The following is a 16,108-nucleotide window of genomic DNA, read 5'->3' on the forward strand; positions in this document are numbered from 1 at the left end:
TCCGTTCGGTTGTTTTCAGGCTCCTCCGCCGGCAACGCCGGACACCTGCGTCGAAAGGCTCTCCCGAAACAGGCGATTGAGATCGGCAACGACGCGAGCGGCATTGTGCCTTTCGCTCAGGCCAAGATTGACGCGATCTGACGCCGCCTGCTGGAAGGCCATGTAGCCGTCGTGCCGCGGCCTGACACAGGCACCTTCGAGTGTGGCTCGGGTGTCCTTGTAGAAATTGCCGGTGGCAGCGTTAACGGCGGCATCCTCCCAGGCTGCCGCATGGCCGGGCTGGCCGCCGCCCGAGGCGTAAGGGCCGCGCTGCACGTCACCGCTGGCGATCCAGTAGGCGAAGTCGATGGCCTCCTGCCTGGCCTTCGAAAAAGCTGACACGGCAATGCCAGTCCCGCCGAGCGCCGAGCCTTTGGGGCCGGCATTGCCCGCCGCCGGGATATCCGTGAAAGCCAGGCGGTTGGGTCGAAACCCGGCGATGGCATAGGAGACATAGCCATAGATCAGCGGTGCACAGGCGATCCGCGAGCCGGATCCGGCCATTTGCTCCAGAACCGCTATCGGATCCATGCCAAGGCAGGCCGGATCGACGAGGGCCGCGATCTCGCGCATCATCTCGAAAACCTGCTTGCCGGTTGCCGGGTCCACATGGTCGCCAGGGCCTTCACCGGCGGGCCGGCCGAGAGTGCCGGCAAGCGTGTAGAACACCATCAGCGAATGCGGCGGCCTGAGCGGCAACAGCACGTGGCCTTGCCGGGCCAGATCGAGGGCATAGGCCCAGTTCGCCGGTGCAGCCGAAAGCATGTCCGGCCGCCAGGCCTCCACCTGGCTTGCCGCGTCGATCGGAAACGCCCACTGCCGGCCTTGCCAGTTGTAGCTCGGAAAGGACCGGCCGACACTGCCCGCCGCAAGTGCTGCACGTTCGGCTTCCCGGCCGGCCGCATCGAGCGGCGTCAAACAATTCTCGGCGGTGATCTGGCCGACATGCGGATGGTCGATGACGATCAGGTCGTAGGCACGGGCCAGTTCTTCGACCGGGAAGGATTCGAAATCCTGCAGCGAGCGCTTGTCCCATTCGATGGCGACGCCGGTGCGTTCCGTCCACAGCGCTGAACAGGCGACCATCGGGTCATAGCCGCGCGGATGGCTCCAGGTCATGCCTTTGAGCGTCACGTCGCTCACAGCCCGAACTCCTCGCGGATCTTTGCGCTGTGCTCGCCGATGCGTGGCGCGGCCCGCTCGACCTTGGCGCGGATGCCGTCGACCCTGAGCGGCGAGCGCGTGGTGAGGATCGAAACGTCATCCTCGCGCGTCACCGTCTGCAGCATGTCGAGAACCTTGAAGCCTTCGCTGGCCATCATTTCCGGCCAGGTCAAAACCTTGGCGCACCAGATGTCGGCAGGTTCGAGAATGGCAAGCCATTCGTCGACCGTCTTCGTCGCGATTTTTTGCGCGATGATCGCCTTGATCTCGTCGCGGGCGGTGAACCAGGTCGACGGCTGATCGCGGTAGGGCGCAAGCTCTTCGAGGCCCAGAAGATCGGCCAGCTTCGATATCGGCGTCATGGCGATCGCCAGATAACCGTCCTTGGCCGGATAGACGCCGTAGGGCGCCGACAGATAGGCATGGGCGCTGCGGAAAGATGACCGCCGCGGCAGCCGGCGTCCGTCATTGAGATGCGTCGTCAGCACCTCGAACTGGAAGTCGACCAGTGCTTCGAGCAGGCTGGTCTCGACATGGCTGCCCTTGCCGGTCACGCCGCGCCGCACCAGTGCGGCAAGGATGCCTTGCGCGGCGGCGGAGCCGGCCAGCATGTCGGCGATGGCCAGCCCGAAGGGCACCGGCCCCTGGTCCTCGTCGCCGTTCAGCCACATCACGCCGGAGCGGGCCTGCGCCAGCAGATCCTGACCGGGCCGCTTGACCCAGGGGCCTTCCTCGCCATAGCCGCTGATCGAGGCATAGACCAGGCGCGGATTAATCTTGCGCACCGCCTCGTAATCGAAGCCCAGGCGTTCGATGACGCCGGGCCTGAAATTCTGGATCAGCACGTCGGCCTTGGCCAGCAGGCCGCGCAGCGCCGCAAGATCGGCCTCGTCCTTCAAGTCGATGGCAAGGCTTTCCTTGGCGCGGTTGATGGCATGAAAAATGGTGGAATCGCCACCGATCTCGGTGTCGCTGAGATAAAGCCGGCGCGACAGGTCGCCGCCATCCGGCCGTTCTATCTTGATGACGCGGGCGCCGAGGTCGAGCAGTCTGAGTGAACAGTAAGGCCCGGACAGGAACTGGCTCATATCGACGACGATGAGCCCGGTCAGCGGCAGTTCGGCAATGGCAGCCATTGCCTATCTCTCCGTCTTGCCGGCGAAATCGGCCGGATTGCGGTACTTCACCGTCTGCAGGTGCTCGCAATAAAGCACGAGCTCGCCTTCGCCCTTGAAGACTTCATAGCTGGCGCGGATCAGCCCCATTTCCTTGTATTTCGGCTTCTTGTCGAGGTTGGAGCGGATCGAATAAATCGTGTCGCCGATGAACACCGGCTTGATGAAGCGCAATTTGTCGTAGCCATACGAAAAGGCGTTGATGCAATTGGTGGCGACGAGCCCGAGCCCGGCCGAGAACACGAAGGCGCCGGCGACCAGCCGCTTACCGAAGATGCCTTCCGTTTCAGCGAACATCTGGTCCTGCACGTATGGATGGATGTCGAGCACCAGCGTATTGAAGAGATGGCTGTCGCCCTCGGCAATGGTCCGGCGCAGCGAACGGATTTTCTGGCCGACCGGCCAGTCTTCGTAGAACCAGTTCTCCGCGTTCCAGACGGCAAGGTCGGCGTGTTCCTTCGGCATGTTGGCGGGGTGTGTCGATGCCACGCCAACGGTCGGCGCGAAGCCGCTCATGACGACTTCCTCTGGGAGCGGGAATCGTCCATCAGGGCGCGCCGCAGACCAGCGAAATGCATCATCGATCCTCCCGTCAATCTTCTTTTGTGAATAGTATTTTCACATATGGGGTTGTGTTGCAAGCGAGTCTCAGCGAAATTTTGCTGCGATCCGCGGCGGCCAACGCCGGCGGAACAGGAGGAAATGATGCAGAATGCCTGTCTGGTTTTCGTCGGCAGCCTCAACCGCGACGCCCCATATTTTCAGGGCGCGCGCGGCGTCGGGCTGGGCGTCTATAGTTTCGACGAGGGGGCGCTGGAGACGAAGAAACTGGCCGAGACGGGAGGCATCGACAATCCGACCTTCCTGTCGGTGACGCCGGATGGCTCCTACATCTACGCCAATTCCGAAGTGTTCACCTGGCGCGAAGGCGCGGTCTCGGCCTACCGTTTCGACAGGCAGGCCGCCACGCTGTCCTACATCAATAAGCAGCCGACGCTGGGCAGCATAACGGCGCACAACACCATCACGCGCGACCGGACGAAGCTATTGGTCGCCAATTACGGCATGGGCGAGGGTGGCCCCGATCGCTCGGTCGTGGTCTTCGGGCTGCGCGATGATGGCGGCCTGACCGCGCCATTGTCGAGCGTCGCCCATAGCGGGACCGGACCAGACCTCGCACGCCAGGAGCGGCCGCATGCCCATAGCGTAACCGAGACGGTTGCCGGCGGTGTTGCGATCGTCGCCGACCTCGGCATCGACCGGCTGGTGTCCTACCGCATCGGCTCAGACTGCAGCCTGACCAAACTGGCCGAGTCGGCGCTTGCGCCGGGCGCAGGTCCGCGCCATCTCGCGCTGCATCCCGGCGGCCGCTTCGTGTTCGTCATGAACGAACTGGATTCGACGGTCGTCTCGCTGGCGCTGGACGAAGCATCAGGCAAGCTTACAGTGGTCGACAGCAAGCCGGCCGTGCCGGCCGAGGCACGCGACGGCAATCACTGTGCCGACATCCAGATCTCGCCCGACGGCCGCTTTCTCTACGGCTCCAATCGCGGCCATGACAGCATCGCCGTGTTTTCGATCGACCAGCAAACCGGCAGGCTTGCCCTTGTCGACTATACGCCTTGCGGCGGTGCCACGCCGCGCAATCTGGCACTGACGCCCTCGGGCGGCCATCTGTTCTCGGCCAACCAGAATGCCGACCGCATCTCGATTTTCGCCCGTGATGCCGCAACCGGCCGGCTGACCGACACCGGCCGATCCATCGGCATTGGCACGCCGATGTGCGTGAGGATCGTGCGTTGACGCGATCTCAGAACTCGAGCGCCTGCCTGAGTGCCGGGCCGCTCCTGACACGCAAATCGAGGTCGGCCTCGATATGGTCGATGTGGTGCAGCATCAGCGCGCTGGCGCGTTCGGCATTGCCATTTTCCAGCGCCTCGAGGATCTGCGTGTGTTCGTTGTGGCCGCAGCTCGAGATACCCGAGCGGCCATAGAGTGCGATCACCAGAGATGAACGAGCGACCAGCTCCTCCATGAAGCGCTGCAGGATGACGTTTCCGGCGACCGACGCCAGAAGCAGGTGAAAATCTCCCGACGCCTTGATCTCCGATCGCCTTGCGTTCGGTCCGCGTTCGGCAATGAAGCGGCCCTCTTCATCGAGCTGGGCTTTGAACGCGGCGACATGCGCCGGCGTCATCCGCCCAGCCGCGGCGATTGCGATTCCGGGCTCGATCAGTCGGCGCGAAGCAAAGACCTGCCGCGCTTCCTCCGGCGACGGATTGGCGACGAAGGCGCCGCGATTGCGTTCGGTGCGCACCAATCCCTCGAAGGAGAGCATCTGCAGTGCGGCGCGCGCCACGGTGCGGCTGACATCGAACAGCGTGCCGACTTCGCCTTCGGAAAGCTTGGTTCCCGGCGCCAGCCGGCGATCGACGATGGCGTCGCGCAACTGGTCGCGAATCGCCTGCGCGCGATCCTCGTTGGCGGCCTCGATGGCAGGGAAAGTCTGGTCGGCAATGTTCATGGCGATGGTCCTGCGTTCTTCTACCCTGAATCGCATCGCTTGGACGAGAGACAAAGTGAATACAGGGATGGAAAAGATTGCATACGATTTTTGCGAGGATCGGCGGCGATCGCCTATAATTTGTGCATTGCACAAGGATGCCGTATCGGCAGCCATGTAGATGCAGCCCTGATTTCTTCGAGGATTCAGTCGGTTGGTGCACCGGCGCGCAACTGGCACACATGATGCTTTGGCTAATCCGACCAAAGGGGAAGCTGGATGTCCAAAGCCGCCGAAATCGACATTGTGTCCGTTTCGAAAGTCTATGGCGCGACGACTGCCGTCGAAGGCATCAGCCTGAAAATCCCTGCGGGAACCTATTGCTGCCTGCTCGGTCCGTCCGGCTGTGGCAAGACCTCGACGCTGCGCATGATCGCCGGGCACGAGAGCATATCGAGCGGCGATGTGCGGCTCGGCAACACAGTGGTCACCGACCTGCCGCCGGCCAGGCGCGGCACTGCCATGATGTTCCAATCCTACGCGCTGTTTCCGCATCTCGACCTGATCGACAATGTCGCGTTCAGCCTGAAGATGAAAGGCGTCGGCAAGGAGGAGCGCCGCGCCAAGGCACTCGACATGCTGAAGCTGATGCAGATGGAGGCTTATGCCAGCCGCCGTCCGGCGCAGCTGTCCGGCGGCCAACAGCAGCGTGTTGCTCTCGCCCGCGCGCTGATCACCGATCCCGAGGCGCTGTTGCTCGACGAACCGCTTTCGGCGCTCGATCCGTTCCTGAAGATCCGCATGCGGGCCGAACTGAAGAAGCTGCAGACGTCGCTCGGCATCACTTTCGTCCACGTCACCCACAGCCAGGAAGAGGCGATGGCGCTGGCCGACCTGATAGTGGTCATGAACGATGGCCGTATCGAGCAGGCGGCGCACCCTCGCACGGTGTTCGAGCGGCCGGCTACGGCCTTCGTCGCTCGTTTCATGGGCGACCACGATGTCCTCTCCGGCCGCGTCACCGGTAGTCGCGACGGCATGGTCGTTTTCGATGTGCCCGGCGGCGTCACGCTCGCCGCCAGTGGGCAGGGCAGGGAGACCGGGGAGCCCATCGACATCGCCATTCGCACCGACCACGTGCGGATCGGCGAGCCGCCCGCGGCGGGGCTCGGCTTCACTGGCATCGTTTCAAACGTCGAGTACCGCGGTTCGACCGTGAAGCTCTCGGTCAATGGCGCGGGCATCGAGGATTTCACGGTGATCGTCGACGACACCAGCTTCTTCGCCAGCCCGGTTGCCGTCGGCGACGCAGTGCCGATCGCCTGGGACGCCGAGGACGCGATCGTCCTTGGCCGTCTCGATTCCTGAAATCCAGCATAACCAACCAAAACAGGGGAACTGAACATGACCAACACCACAGACAAGAAGACTGGAATATCGCGTCGCTCGCTGCTCAAGACAGGCGCCGCCGCCGTCGGTTTTGCCGCCGGTTCCGGCGCTATATCAGGCTTTCCGACCATCTGGGCGCAATCGAACATCACGTTGCGCCAGTTCGGCACCGGCGTGTCCAACCTCAATGCCATCGCCGACAAGTGCAAGGCGGATCTCGGCATCACGCTGGAGATGACGGCAACCGATTCCGATGCCGCCGCCCAGCGCGCGGTAACGCAGCCCGACAGCTACGACATCGCCGATATCGAATACTGGATCTGCAAGAAGGTGTTTCCGACAGGCGTCCTGCAGCCGATGGATGTCACCAAGCTGAAATACTACGACGAGCTCGTGCCGCTGTTCAAAACCGGCAAGCTGACGCCGGACAGCGTCATCGCCCAGGGCACCGCGCCGCACACGGTCGGTTACGTCGAGGCGCAGGACAGCAAGGTATTCGCCAAGGCGCCGACCAATTGGTTCACCATGGTGCCGACGATCTACAATGCCGATACGCTCGGCATCCGCCCCGACCTCGTCGGCCGTGACATCACCACCTGGGCCGACATCATGGATCCGGCCTTCAAGGGCAAGACAGCCATCCTCAACATCCCGTCGATCGGCATCATGGATGCGGCGATGATCATGGAAGCCACTGGCAATATCAAATATGCCGACAAGGGCAACATGACCAAGGAGGAGATCGACAAGACCATCGATTTCCTCATTAAGGCCAAGCAGGACGGCCAGTTCCGTGCCTTCTGGAAGTCCTTCGACGAAAGCGTCAACCTGATGGCTTCAGGCGAAGTGGTGATCCAGTCGATGTGGTCGCCGGCCGTGGCCGCGGTCCGCTCCAAGGGCATCGCGTGCCGGTTCCAGCCGCTCAAGGAAGGCTACCGGTCCTGGGGTGGCGGGCTTGGCCTGGCAGCCCATCTCTCCGGCGCCGAACTCGATGCCGCCTATGAATACATCAACTGGTACACGTCCGGTTGGGTGGGCGGCTACCTCAATCGCCAGGGCTACTACTCGGCCAACATGGTGTCGGCCAAGAAGTTCATGTCCGAGGACGAATGGGGCTACTGGATCGAAGGTAAGCCAGCAAAGGGCGATATCCTGTCGCCGGACGGCAAGGTCATGGAAAAGGCAGGCGCCGTGCGTGACGGCGGCTCGTTCGAAGAGCGCATGGGCAAGGTCGCCTGCTGGAACTCGGTCATGGACGAGGACCGCTATATGGTAAAGCGCTGGAACGAGTTCATCGCTGCTTGATGCCCTCTGCCTTCTCCCCTTGTGGGAGAAGGTGGATTGGCGCGCAGCGCCAAGACGGTTGAGGGGTGCTGGACGGAGCACTGTTGGTGCCACGCTGGAACACCCCTCATCCGACCGAGCTTCGCTCGGCCACCTTCTCCCACAGGGGGAGAAGGGAACACCCCTCAGTCGCATCGCCGACTTGGACCGAGAGATAGATGGCAGTAGCGCTCGAACAATCCACGCACGTTACGTCTGCGAAGCCGGCCAGACCTAGGCGCTCCTTTGCCGGCGTCGCACCCTATCTCCAGGCGGCACCGCTGGCGCTGATCCTCGGCGCGTTCCTCCTGTTGCCGATCCTGATGATCGCCGTGGTCTCATTCTGGGACTACGATTTCGCGGCGATGTATCCGGATTTCCTGACCACCAACTATGCCGACACGCTCGGCTCCTGGGTCACCTGGAAAACCTATCTGAACACGCTGAAATACGCCGCCATCGTTTGGGCGCTGACGCTGTTCATCGGTTTCTGGGTCGCCTATTTCCTCGCCTTCCACATCAGAACCACAGCCATGCAGATGGTGCTGTTCCTCGTCTGCACCGTGCCGTTCCTGACCTCCAACATCATCCGCATGATCTCGTGGATTCCAGTGCTTGGCCGCAATGGCCTGGTCAACTCGACGCTGGTGCAGATGGGGCTGATCCCGAAGCCGATCGAATGGTTGCTCTATTCCGAATTCGCCGTGGTGCTGGCCATGGTGCATCTCTATACGCTGTTCATGGTGACGCCGATCTTCAACACGCTGATGCGCATCGACAAGTCGTTGGTCGAGGCCGCGCGCGACGCCGGCGCTTCCGGCTGGCAGGTTCTGTGGAACGTCGTCATCCCGCTTGCCAAGCCCGGCATGGCGATCGGCACCATCTTCGTCGTCACCCTGGTGATGGCCGACTTTTCGACGGTGCAGGTGATGTCCGGCGGCCAGAGCGCCTCTGTCGCGCTGATGATGAAAAACCAGATGTCGCTGCTGCAATATCCGGCAGCCGCCGCCAACGCCGTCGTGCTGCTGGTGCTGGTGCTGTTGATGGTCGCGGGCATCCTGCGCATCGTCGATATTCGCAAGGAGCTGTGAGGCGATGAGCCACGACAAGCGCACCTTCGAATTCTACGTGCTGGCGGCCTTCTTCGCGCTTTTCGTGCTATTCCTATACGGCCCGCTTTCGGCGATCCTTATCCTGTCCTTCCAGGGCGAGAATGGCGGTCTGACGTTTCCGTTGAACGGCGTTTCGCTGCACTGGTTCGCCAATCTGTTCGAGCGCCAGGCGGTCGGCGATTTCGGCGGCAGTTTCAAACGCTCGCTCGTCCTTGGCCTGATGGTGATGATCGTCACGGTCGTCGTGTCGCTGCTTGCCGGCCTTGCCTTCCGGCAGAAATTTCGCGGCGCAACTGCCTTGTTCTATCTGGCCGTCGCCAGCCTCGTCGTGCCGTCGATCATTATCAGCCTCGGCATCGGCGTCGTCTTTCAGCAGGTCGGCTTCCGCCCCGCCTGGTACACCTCTGCTTTCGGCGCCCATCTGACCTGGACCTTGCCTTTCGGCGTGCTGATCATGTTCGCGGTCTTCAACCGGTTCTCGCCGGCCTATGAGGAAGCCGCGCGGGATCTCGGAGCATCGTCGTGGCAGACCTTCGCCCATGTCGTTCTGCCGATGATCGCGCCCAGCCTGATCGGTGTCGGCCTGTTCGGCTTCACTCTGTCATATGACGAGTTCGCCCGCACGCTGATGACCTCGGGGACCTTCAACACGCTGCCGCTCGAAATCTACGGCATGACGACGAATGTGACGACGCCGGTGCTCTATGCGCTCGGTACAGTGACGACCGTGTTTTCCTTTCTGGTGATCCTGCTGACGCTCGGCGCAATCGTCTATGTCGGCCGCCGCCGGGAGCGTGCCTGACAGTGCAGATCCTCGTGGTCAATCCAAACACCACCGCCAGCATGACCGAGACTATTGCGGCGGCGGCCCGATCGGTCGCTGGTCAATCGACGAAGATCGTTGCCGTCACCTCGACGATGGGCCCGGTTTCGATCGAAGGCTATTATGATGAAGCGCTTGCCGTACCCGGCCTGCTGGTCGAGATCGCTGCCGGCGAGCGCTCAGGCGCGCAGGCTGCGATCATCGCCTGTTTCGACGACACCGGCCTCGACGCCGCACGCGCCATGGCCAACATTCCGGTCATCGGCATTTGCGAGGCAGCGCTCAGCACGGCCTCGTTCATCGCCCAGCGCTTCACCGTCGTCACCACCACCGGACGCTCGCACGTGCCGGTCGAAGGGTTGGTGCAGCGCTATGGCATGGCGGGGCGCGCGCGCGTGCGCGCTGCCGATATCCCGGTTCTTGCCCTCGAAGATCCGGCATCCGATGCGCTCCTGAAGCTGCGCAACGAGATTGCGCGCGCCATCGACGAGGATCGCGCCGAAGCGATCGTGCTCGGCTGTGCCGGCATGGCCGACTTGGCGGCCGCGCTGCAGCGGGAATTCGGGCTTCCGGTCATCGACGGCGTCGGCGCCGCAGTCAAGCAGGCCGAGGCCTTGATAACGCTTGGCCTGACGACATCCAAGCGCGGCGCCTATGCAAGCCCATTGGCAAAGCCCTATCATGGTGCGTTGAAGTCCTTCGCGCCTGATGCCGCCGAGTGATCGCAATGCCCCGAACGATCCGAACGCTCGCACGTGAAGAAGTGCAAACCCTTGTCGATTGGGCGGCGGCGGAAGGCTGGAACCCCGGCCTCAGCGACGCCGCGCTGTTCCAGGCAGCCGACCCGCAGGGCTTCATCGGCGCCTTTGTCGACGGCGAGATGGCGGCCGGCATTTCAGCCGTTGCCTATGGCGAGGAATTCGGCTTCATCGGCCTGTATATCTGCCGGCCGGACAGGCGTGGCCAAGGCCATGGTAAGGCCGTTTGGGATGCCGGCATGGCGCGGCTCGACAACCGCACGATCGGCCTCGACGGCGTCGTCGAACAACAGGCCAACTACCGCAGCATGGGTTTTGCGCCGGCCTACCGGACGATACGGCTCATGGGGTCGTCGAATGCCCCGGCAGCCGCCGGCAGCGACATTCGCGCCGTAGGGCCGGAACTCGTGCCGGACATACTGGACTATGACCGCCGCTTCTTTCCCGGCCCGAGGCGATCCTTCCTGGAGCACTGGCTGCGCCCGCCGCATATGGCCCATGCGATCGTCAAGCACGGCGCCATTGCAGGATATGGCGTCGCGCGCCAATGCCGGGACGGCTGCAAGATCGGCCCGCTCTTTGCCGACAGCCTGGATGCAGCGAGCCGTCTCTTCGCCGCACTCGCGCACATGTCCGGTCCCGGAAACGTCCATCTCGACGTGCCCGAGACCAGCGGGCAATTTGCAGATTTGCTGTCGTCCGCCGGCCTTCAACCCGGCTTCGAGACAGCTCGGATGTACAAGGGAAGGGCGCCGCAGCTCATGCAGTCCGGGGTTTTTGCGATAACGACGTTGGAGCTTGGCTGAAACGGTGCAAGCCGACGTCTACCGTAAAGTCGGGCAACACGAATACCTGGTCTATTTTTCCTGAACCGAAATGCCGGAATCGTCGATACGAAGTTCCACGCCTTTCGGCTTAGTCTCCTCGCGATAAACATAGATGCCCAAGGCAATGACGGCGACGACCAAAGCGCCGATGATGAGATAAAGATAGTTCTGCTTCATCCGCTGTCGTTAACAACATGATGTGGGCGAGTCTAGCAGTTCGGGTATCAGGACGGCGGACGGACACGCGCGTCGATCAGCCATCCAGCCGGTCGCGCAGCATGCTCCAGGGGAGCACCATGTTTGGTGCATGCCGCATCAGGCTGTGGAACGGGATCGGCGACGACGGTCCAAACGGCAGCGGCAAATCCTGAGGCTTTGTTCCATCAGCCCAGTCGGCAAGCACCTGGCCCATGGCAGTCGTCATGGCGATGCCGCGCCCATTGCAGGCAAAGCCCGCAACCAGGCCGGGGCCGAGATCGACGAGGCGCGGCAGGAAGTCGGGCTCGACTGCAGCCATACCCGACCAGCTGTAGTCGATCGGCGGCATTCCCGGGAGATCGAGATGCCTGGCAAGCCGTCGCCAGATTGCCTGCGGCACCCGAGTGTCGGCACCGAGGCTAAGAACATGCATGCCGCCGGTTATCAGCCTGTTTTCGCCATCGAAGCGGAAGGTGAAGAGATTGCGCCTTGTGTCGCCGACGCCTTGCCCTCCTGGAAGCAGGCGGGTGCGGTATTCGCGCGGCAGCGGCGCCGTCGCGATCTGGAAGATTTTCAGCGGGAAATAGGTTCGCTGCAGCGCGCGATCCAGCGCCCCGCCATAGGCGTTGGTGGCGACCAGCACTTTTTCGGCACGCACCGAACCGGCGGCCGTCTTCAAAGCCCAACCATCGCCTATGTGATCGATCGACGCGACACGCGTATGCTCGAAGATGCGCGCTCCGGCCTTTTCCGCCGCGTCGGCCAATCCGCGCGCATATTCGACCGGATTGAGGACGCCACCCGACCTGTCCATCCAGCCACCGAGATAACCGCGAACGCCGGTCAGCTCTTCGACCGCCTGTCTGTCCAGCGCGACAGTCTGTCTTCCGCGTTGTGCCCATTGTTCGGCGCGCGATCTGGTCTTTTGCAAAGCGGCCGGTGAATGGGCTGGTTGTATCCAGCCGCTCTGGACGGCATCGCATTCGATGGCATGCCGCTTGATCAGGGCAAAGACGAGGTCGGCGCTGCCGGCGGCGAAATCGACAAGGCGTTCGCCGCGTTCGGGCCCAAGCTGGGCAATGATATCGTCGGGGTCTCTTTTCGCGAAATTCGGCACGACGAAGCCGGCGTTCCTGCCGGTTGCCCCCCAGGCGATGATTTCCGCCTCGAGGACGGCCACCGAGATGCCTCTTTCGGCGGTGTGCAGCGCGGTTGAAAGGCCCGAAAACCCGCCGCCGACAATTGCCAGATCGACATCGAGTGCGCCTTCGAGGGTGGGCCGGTCGCGGCGACTGCGGCTGACGGCATGCCAAAGGGAAACGCCGTGCGGCCGGGTCACAGCGTTCATGAGCCGCTCTCGCTCGGGGCCACGCGTGCACGCTTGCCGAACCTTGGACGCCGCGGCCTGTCGCCAAACAGGCCGTTCGGCCTGACCAGAAGGATGACGCACAGCATCACGCCGATGGCGACGATCTGCAGCGAAGCGGCGCGGGCCTGCTGTTCCGGCGAGAACAACATACTGGTCAAGGCTCCCGATCCGGCCCATATCGCCCAGACCAGGATGCTGCCGATGACGGCGCCGATATTGCTGCCCGAGCCGCCGACGATCAGCATCACCCAGACCTGGAAAGTCAGCGCCGGCAAATAATTGTCCGGGGCGATGAAGCCGGTGAAATGCGCCTGCAGCGCACCGGCCAGCCCCATGATGGCGCCGCCGACGGCAAAGGCCTGGACCCGGTAGAACCGCGCGCTTTTTCCCAGGGATATCGCGGCCCGCTCATCCTCGCGAAGCGCCTTCAACACGCGCCCCCACGGGCTGCGCGACAGATGCTCCAGCGCGAGATAGACGATCAGCGTCACCACCGAGACGACGGCAAGATTCGACAGGTTGAACAGTAATGGGGTTTCGGCAAGACCGCCGAACGGACGCGGAATGAAGCCGATGCCGAACGGGCCGCCGGTCAGCGTCTGGGCATTGAGAGCCACCAATTGCACGACGACGGCGACGCCAAAGGTGGTGATCGCCAGATAGTCCGATCTCAGGCGCAGCGTGGCGATGCCGGTGATGGCGGCGGCGACACCGCCCACCAGCATGGCGCCGAGCCAGCCGACAAGGATCGGCAGATCGAAGCCGCCGAGTCGCGCGGCATCGTCGGGCGTGGTCAGCAGTGCCGAGGTGTAGGCGCCGATGGCAACGAAGCCGGCGACCCCGACATTGAAAAGCCCGGTCAGCCCCCATTGCAAATTGAGCCCGAGCGTGACGAGCGAAAAAATCAGCGCGGTGGTCAGGAAGAAAGCGCCGTAGCCGAGCAGATCCATCAGCGTTCCCCCACTCCGAAAAGGCCGATAGGCCGCACGAACAGCACCGCCATCAGGATGATGAAGGAGATGGCCGCCCGCCATTCGGCGCCGATCAATTGCACCGCGCCGGCTTCGGCCAAACCGATGATCAAGCCGCCGAGAACGGCGCCGGGTACACTGCCGATGCCGCCGAGGATGGCGGCCGCGAACATCGGCAGCAGCATCTCGAAACCCATGAACGGGCGGATCTGAATGAGCATGCCGATCATGACGCCGGCGACACAGGCCAGCCCCCCGCCGATGATCCAGGTGACGCGCACGACTTTGGCGACGTCGATACCGACAATGCGGGCAAGTGCCGCGTTCTGGCTCAACGCCTGCATCGAGCGGCCGGTCTGGGTACGCGTCATCAAAAGATGTACGCCGAGCACCAGAACGGCGGTCAGCAGCAGCAGCGCGATTTGGTCCGGGGTGATGCGAATGCCGAAGCCTATCGGCATGGCGATCTGGATCGCCCGGCTGAAATAGGTCGGACGCGAGGTGAAGATGAATTCGAGCAGGCTTCTCAGCGCCATCGAGGCGCCGAAGCTCGCCATCACCACGATGATCGCCTGGCCCTTGGCGCGCAGCCGCGCGAACAGCACCATGTCGAGCGCCAGCGCCAGCAGGCCGGTGGCCGCCATGCCGATGATGAGCGCGACGATCAGCGGCCAGCCGAAGGAGAGGGGTGCGATCGGCGCGATCTTGCCGAACATCGCGCCGATAGCGCCAACCACGGCGAGCGTCGCATAGGCGCCCCAGGCCATGAAGTCGCCATGGGCGAAGTTCGAGAAGCGCAGGATTGAATAGGTGAGCGTCACGCCGATGGCGCCGAGGCCGATCATCGAGCCTGCCAGCAGCCCGTCGGCGACGAATTGCAGGTTCATGCCGCGCCTCCTTTTCCAAGGTCGGGGCGGCGCTGGCCAAGATAGAGCTCGGCGACGACAGGATCGTTCCAGAGCTCGGAGGCGATGCCCTGGTGCCGGTCCTTGCCCTCGACCAGCACGTAGGCGCGATCGCCGATCGCAAGCGCTGCCTTGGCGTTCTGTTCGACCAGCAGAATGGTGACGCCGGATTTGCGGATACCGGCCAGCATCTCGAACACCATCGCCACGAATTTCGGTGACAGGCCGGCCGACGGTTCGTCGAGCACCAGCACCGTGGGATGGACGATCAACGCCCGGGCGACGGCCAGCATCTGCCGCTGTCCGCCCGAGAGATTGCCCGCGGCCGTTCTGCGCTGACGGGCGAGATCGGGAAAGGCCGCATACATTTCCTCGATGCGGGCAGGGATCTCGCGCGGCCTCAGGATGCCGCAGGCGACCTTCAAATTGTCCTCGACCGACATCAGCGGGAAGATGTTTTCGGTCTGCGGCACGAACGCAAGGCCAAGGCGGACCATGGTGTGGGCGGGCGCCGCCGTGATGTCCTTGCCGTCCAGCAGCACGGTGCCGCCGGTGATCGGGACAAGGCCGGCGATGGCCTTGATAAGGCTCGACTTGCCGGCGCCGTTGGGACCGAGGACGACGACGATCTCGCCCTGGTCGACGGTGATCGAAGCGCCGCGCACGATCGGCACGCCGGGCTCATAGCCGGCTTCGAGACCGCGGACGTCGAGTACCGTTTGGCTCATGCAGCGCCTCCGAGATAGGCCTCGATGACGCGCGGGTCGCGCGCAACCTCGTCCGGAGTGCCCTCGCACAGCAGCTGGCCGCTTGCCATGACCAGCACCCGGTGGCAGAGCCGCGTCACCATGTCGATATTGTGCTCGATCAGCAGGAAGGTGATGCCGCGCGCATTGATGTCGCGGATGCGGTCGATAATGATCTCGAGCAGGGTTGCGTTGACCCCGGCCGCCGGCTCGTCGAGCAGGATGATCGCCGGGTCGGCCATCATCACGCGGGCCAGTTCGAGCAGCTTGCGCTGGCCGCCTGAAAGCACGCGCGCAGGTTCGTGCGCGAGGTGAGCGATCGTGACGAGCTCAAGCAGTTCGACGGCTCTTGTCTCGGCAGCCCTTTCTTCGGCAGCGACCCGCCGGGGCGTCAGGAAATTGGCGAGCAGTTTTTCTCCGGCCTGCCCTTGCGCGGCCAGCATAACGTTTTCGATCAGCGTCAGGTTAGGCAAGGGCCGGGGGATCTGGAACGTGCGGCCAAGGCCGCGGCCAATGCGGCGATGGGCAGCTTCCCCCGACACCGATACGCCGTTGAGAAGGATTTCGCCGCTGGTCGGCAGGATGCTGCCGGCCAGCAGGTCGAACATCGTCGTCTTGCCGGCGCCGTTCGGGCCGATAAGGCCGAGTATTTCGCCTGGCTGGACGTCAAACGAGACATTGTTGACCGCGACAAGGCCGCCGAAGCGTCTGACGACGTTCCTGGCCGTCAGAACCGGCGTGCGGATCTCCTCCTGCCGTTCTGTCGTGTCGCCCATCAATCCCTCTGGCCGAAAGCGATCTTCGCC

Annotated in this window: 17 protein-coding genes; 7 read left to right on the plus strand and 10 right to left on the minus strand. The window is 63.4% G+C overall.

The annotated features are described in order from the left end of the window. Nucleotides 1-15 precede the first annotated feature (15 nt). From X760_RS41775 to X760_RS41785, 3 genes are read right to left on the minus strand one after another with little or no spacing between them, the layout of a single operon-like run. The gene (locus X760_RS41775; protein ID WP_198030453.1) at nt 16-1,158 is read right to left on the minus strand and encodes an ABC transporter substrate-binding protein; all 1,143 of its coding nucleotides are present in this window, start codon (nt 1,156-1,158) and stop codon (nt 16-18) included. A gap of 20 nt (nt 1,159-1,178) precedes the next feature. Next, the gene (locus X760_RS41780; RefSeq protein WP_023716667.1) at nt 1,179-2,339 is read right to left on the minus strand and encodes a CaiB/BaiF CoA-transferase family protein; all 1,161 of its coding nucleotides are present in this window, start codon (nt 2,337-2,339) and stop codon (nt 1,179-1,181) included. A gap of 3 nt (nt 2,340-2,342) precedes the next feature. After that, complete coding sequence (locus tag X760_RS41785; RefSeq protein ID WP_023716668.1) at nt 2,343-2,894, minus strand: MaoC family dehydratase; 552 nt, start codon at nt 2,892-2,894, stop codon at nt 2,343-2,345. Between the two features lie 189 nt (nt 2,895-3,083). Between X760_RS41785 and X760_RS41790 the strand changes: the two genes are divergently transcribed. Further along, complete coding sequence (locus tag X760_RS41790; RefSeq protein WP_023716669.1) at nt 3,084-4,181, plus strand: lactonase family protein; 1,098 nt, start codon at nt 3,084-3,086, stop codon at nt 4,179-4,181. A 7-nt stretch (nt 4,182-4,188) separates the two neighbouring features. On the opposite strand, the gene X760_RS41795 is transcribed toward X760_RS41790, so the two are convergent. Next, nucleotides 4,189-4,902 (minus strand): GntR family transcriptional regulator, encoded by a 714-nt coding sequence (locus X760_RS41795; RefSeq protein WP_023676076.1) that lies wholly within the window; start codon nt 4,900-4,902, stop codon nt 4,189-4,191. 258 nt (nt 4,903-5,160) lie between these two features. Between X760_RS41795 and X760_RS41800 the strand changes: the two genes are divergently transcribed. The 6 genes from X760_RS41800 to X760_RS41825 all read left to right on the plus strand — a co-directional run bounded on the left by X760_RS41800 (nt 5,161) and on the right by X760_RS41825 (nt 11,092). Further along, entirely contained in the window at nt 5,161-6,249 is a 1,089-nt protein-coding gene (locus X760_RS41800) for an ABC transporter ATP-binding protein (protein ID WP_023716670.1), read from the plus strand. Between the two features lie 36 nt (nt 6,250-6,285). Next, complete coding sequence (locus X760_RS41805; RefSeq protein ID WP_023716671.1) at nt 6,286-7,575, plus strand: PotD/PotF family extracellular solute-binding protein; 1,290 nt, start codon at nt 6,286-6,288, stop codon at nt 7,573-7,575. Nucleotides 7,576-7,772: 197 nt separating this feature from the next. Continuing rightward, the gene (locus X760_RS41810; protein ID WP_023716672.1) at nt 7,773-8,684 is read left to right on the plus strand and encodes an ABC transporter permease; all 912 of its coding nucleotides are present in this window, start codon (nt 7,773-7,775) and stop codon (nt 8,682-8,684) included. A 4-nt stretch (nt 8,685-8,688) separates the two neighbouring features. Continuing rightward, entirely contained in the window at nt 8,689-9,507 is an 819-nt protein-coding gene (locus X760_RS41815) for an ABC transporter permease (RefSeq protein ID WP_023716673.1), read from the plus strand. Between the two features lie 2 nt (nt 9,508-9,509). Continuing rightward, a complete protein-coding gene (locus tag X760_RS41820) occupies nt 9,510-10,250 on the plus strand; it encodes an aspartate/glutamate racemase family protein (protein ID WP_023716674.1) in 741 nt (246 codons plus the stop codon). Between the two features lie 5 nt (nt 10,251-10,255). Then, nucleotides 10,256-11,092 (plus strand): GNAT family N-acetyltransferase, encoded by an 837-nt coding sequence (locus X760_RS41825; protein WP_023716675.1) that lies wholly within the window; start codon nt 10,256-10,258, stop codon nt 11,090-11,092. 51 nt (nt 11,093-11,143) lie between these two features. Here X760_RS41825 and X760_RS74205 read toward each other — a convergent pair whose 3' ends face one another. From X760_RS74205 to X760_RS41855, 6 genes are all read right to left on the minus strand, one after another. Continuing rightward, nucleotides 11,144-11,290 carry a hypothetical protein gene (locus tag X760_RS74205; protein ID WP_023716676.1) on the minus strand — a complete coding sequence of 49 codons (147 nt, stop codon included), beginning with the start codon at nt 11,288-11,290 and terminating at the stop codon, nt 11,144-11,146. A gap of 76 nt (nt 11,291-11,366) precedes the next feature. After that, on the minus strand, nt 11,367-12,659 hold the full coding sequence (locus X760_RS41835) for an FAD-dependent oxidoreductase (RefSeq protein ID WP_023716677.1): 1,293 nt from the start codon (nt 12,657-12,659) through the stop codon (nt 11,367-11,369). After that, on the minus strand, nt 12,656-13,633 hold the full coding sequence (locus X760_RS41840; protein WP_023716678.1) for a branched-chain amino acid ABC transporter permease: 978 nt from the start codon (nt 13,631-13,633) through the stop codon (nt 12,656-12,658). The genes X760_RS41835 and X760_RS41840 overlap by 4 nt, the downstream gene beginning before the upstream one ends. Then, on the minus strand, nt 13,630-14,538 hold the full coding sequence (locus tag X760_RS41845; protein ID WP_023716679.1) for a branched-chain amino acid ABC transporter permease: 909 nt from the start codon (nt 14,536-14,538) through the stop codon (nt 13,630-13,632). The genes X760_RS41840 and X760_RS41845 overlap by 4 nt, the downstream gene beginning before the upstream one ends. Continuing rightward, nucleotides 14,535-15,284 (minus strand): ABC transporter ATP-binding protein, encoded by a 750-nt coding sequence (locus X760_RS41850; RefSeq protein WP_023716680.1) that lies wholly within the window; start codon nt 15,282-15,284, stop codon nt 14,535-14,537. The genes X760_RS41845 and X760_RS41850 overlap by 4 nt, the downstream gene beginning before the upstream one ends. Further along, nucleotides 15,281-16,078 (minus strand): ABC transporter ATP-binding protein, encoded by a 798-nt coding sequence (locus X760_RS41855; RefSeq protein ID WP_023716681.1) that lies wholly within the window; start codon nt 16,076-16,078, stop codon nt 15,281-15,283. Before X760_RS41855 ends, X760_RS41850 begins: the two co-directional genes overlap by 4 nt. Nucleotides 16,079-16,108: the final 30 nt, after the last annotated feature.

It is taken from the genome of Mesorhizobium sp. LSHC420B00 (genome assembly GCF_000503055.1).
Classification (GTDB): Bacteria; Pseudomonadota; Alphaproteobacteria; order Rhizobiales; family Rhizobiaceae; genus Mesorhizobium.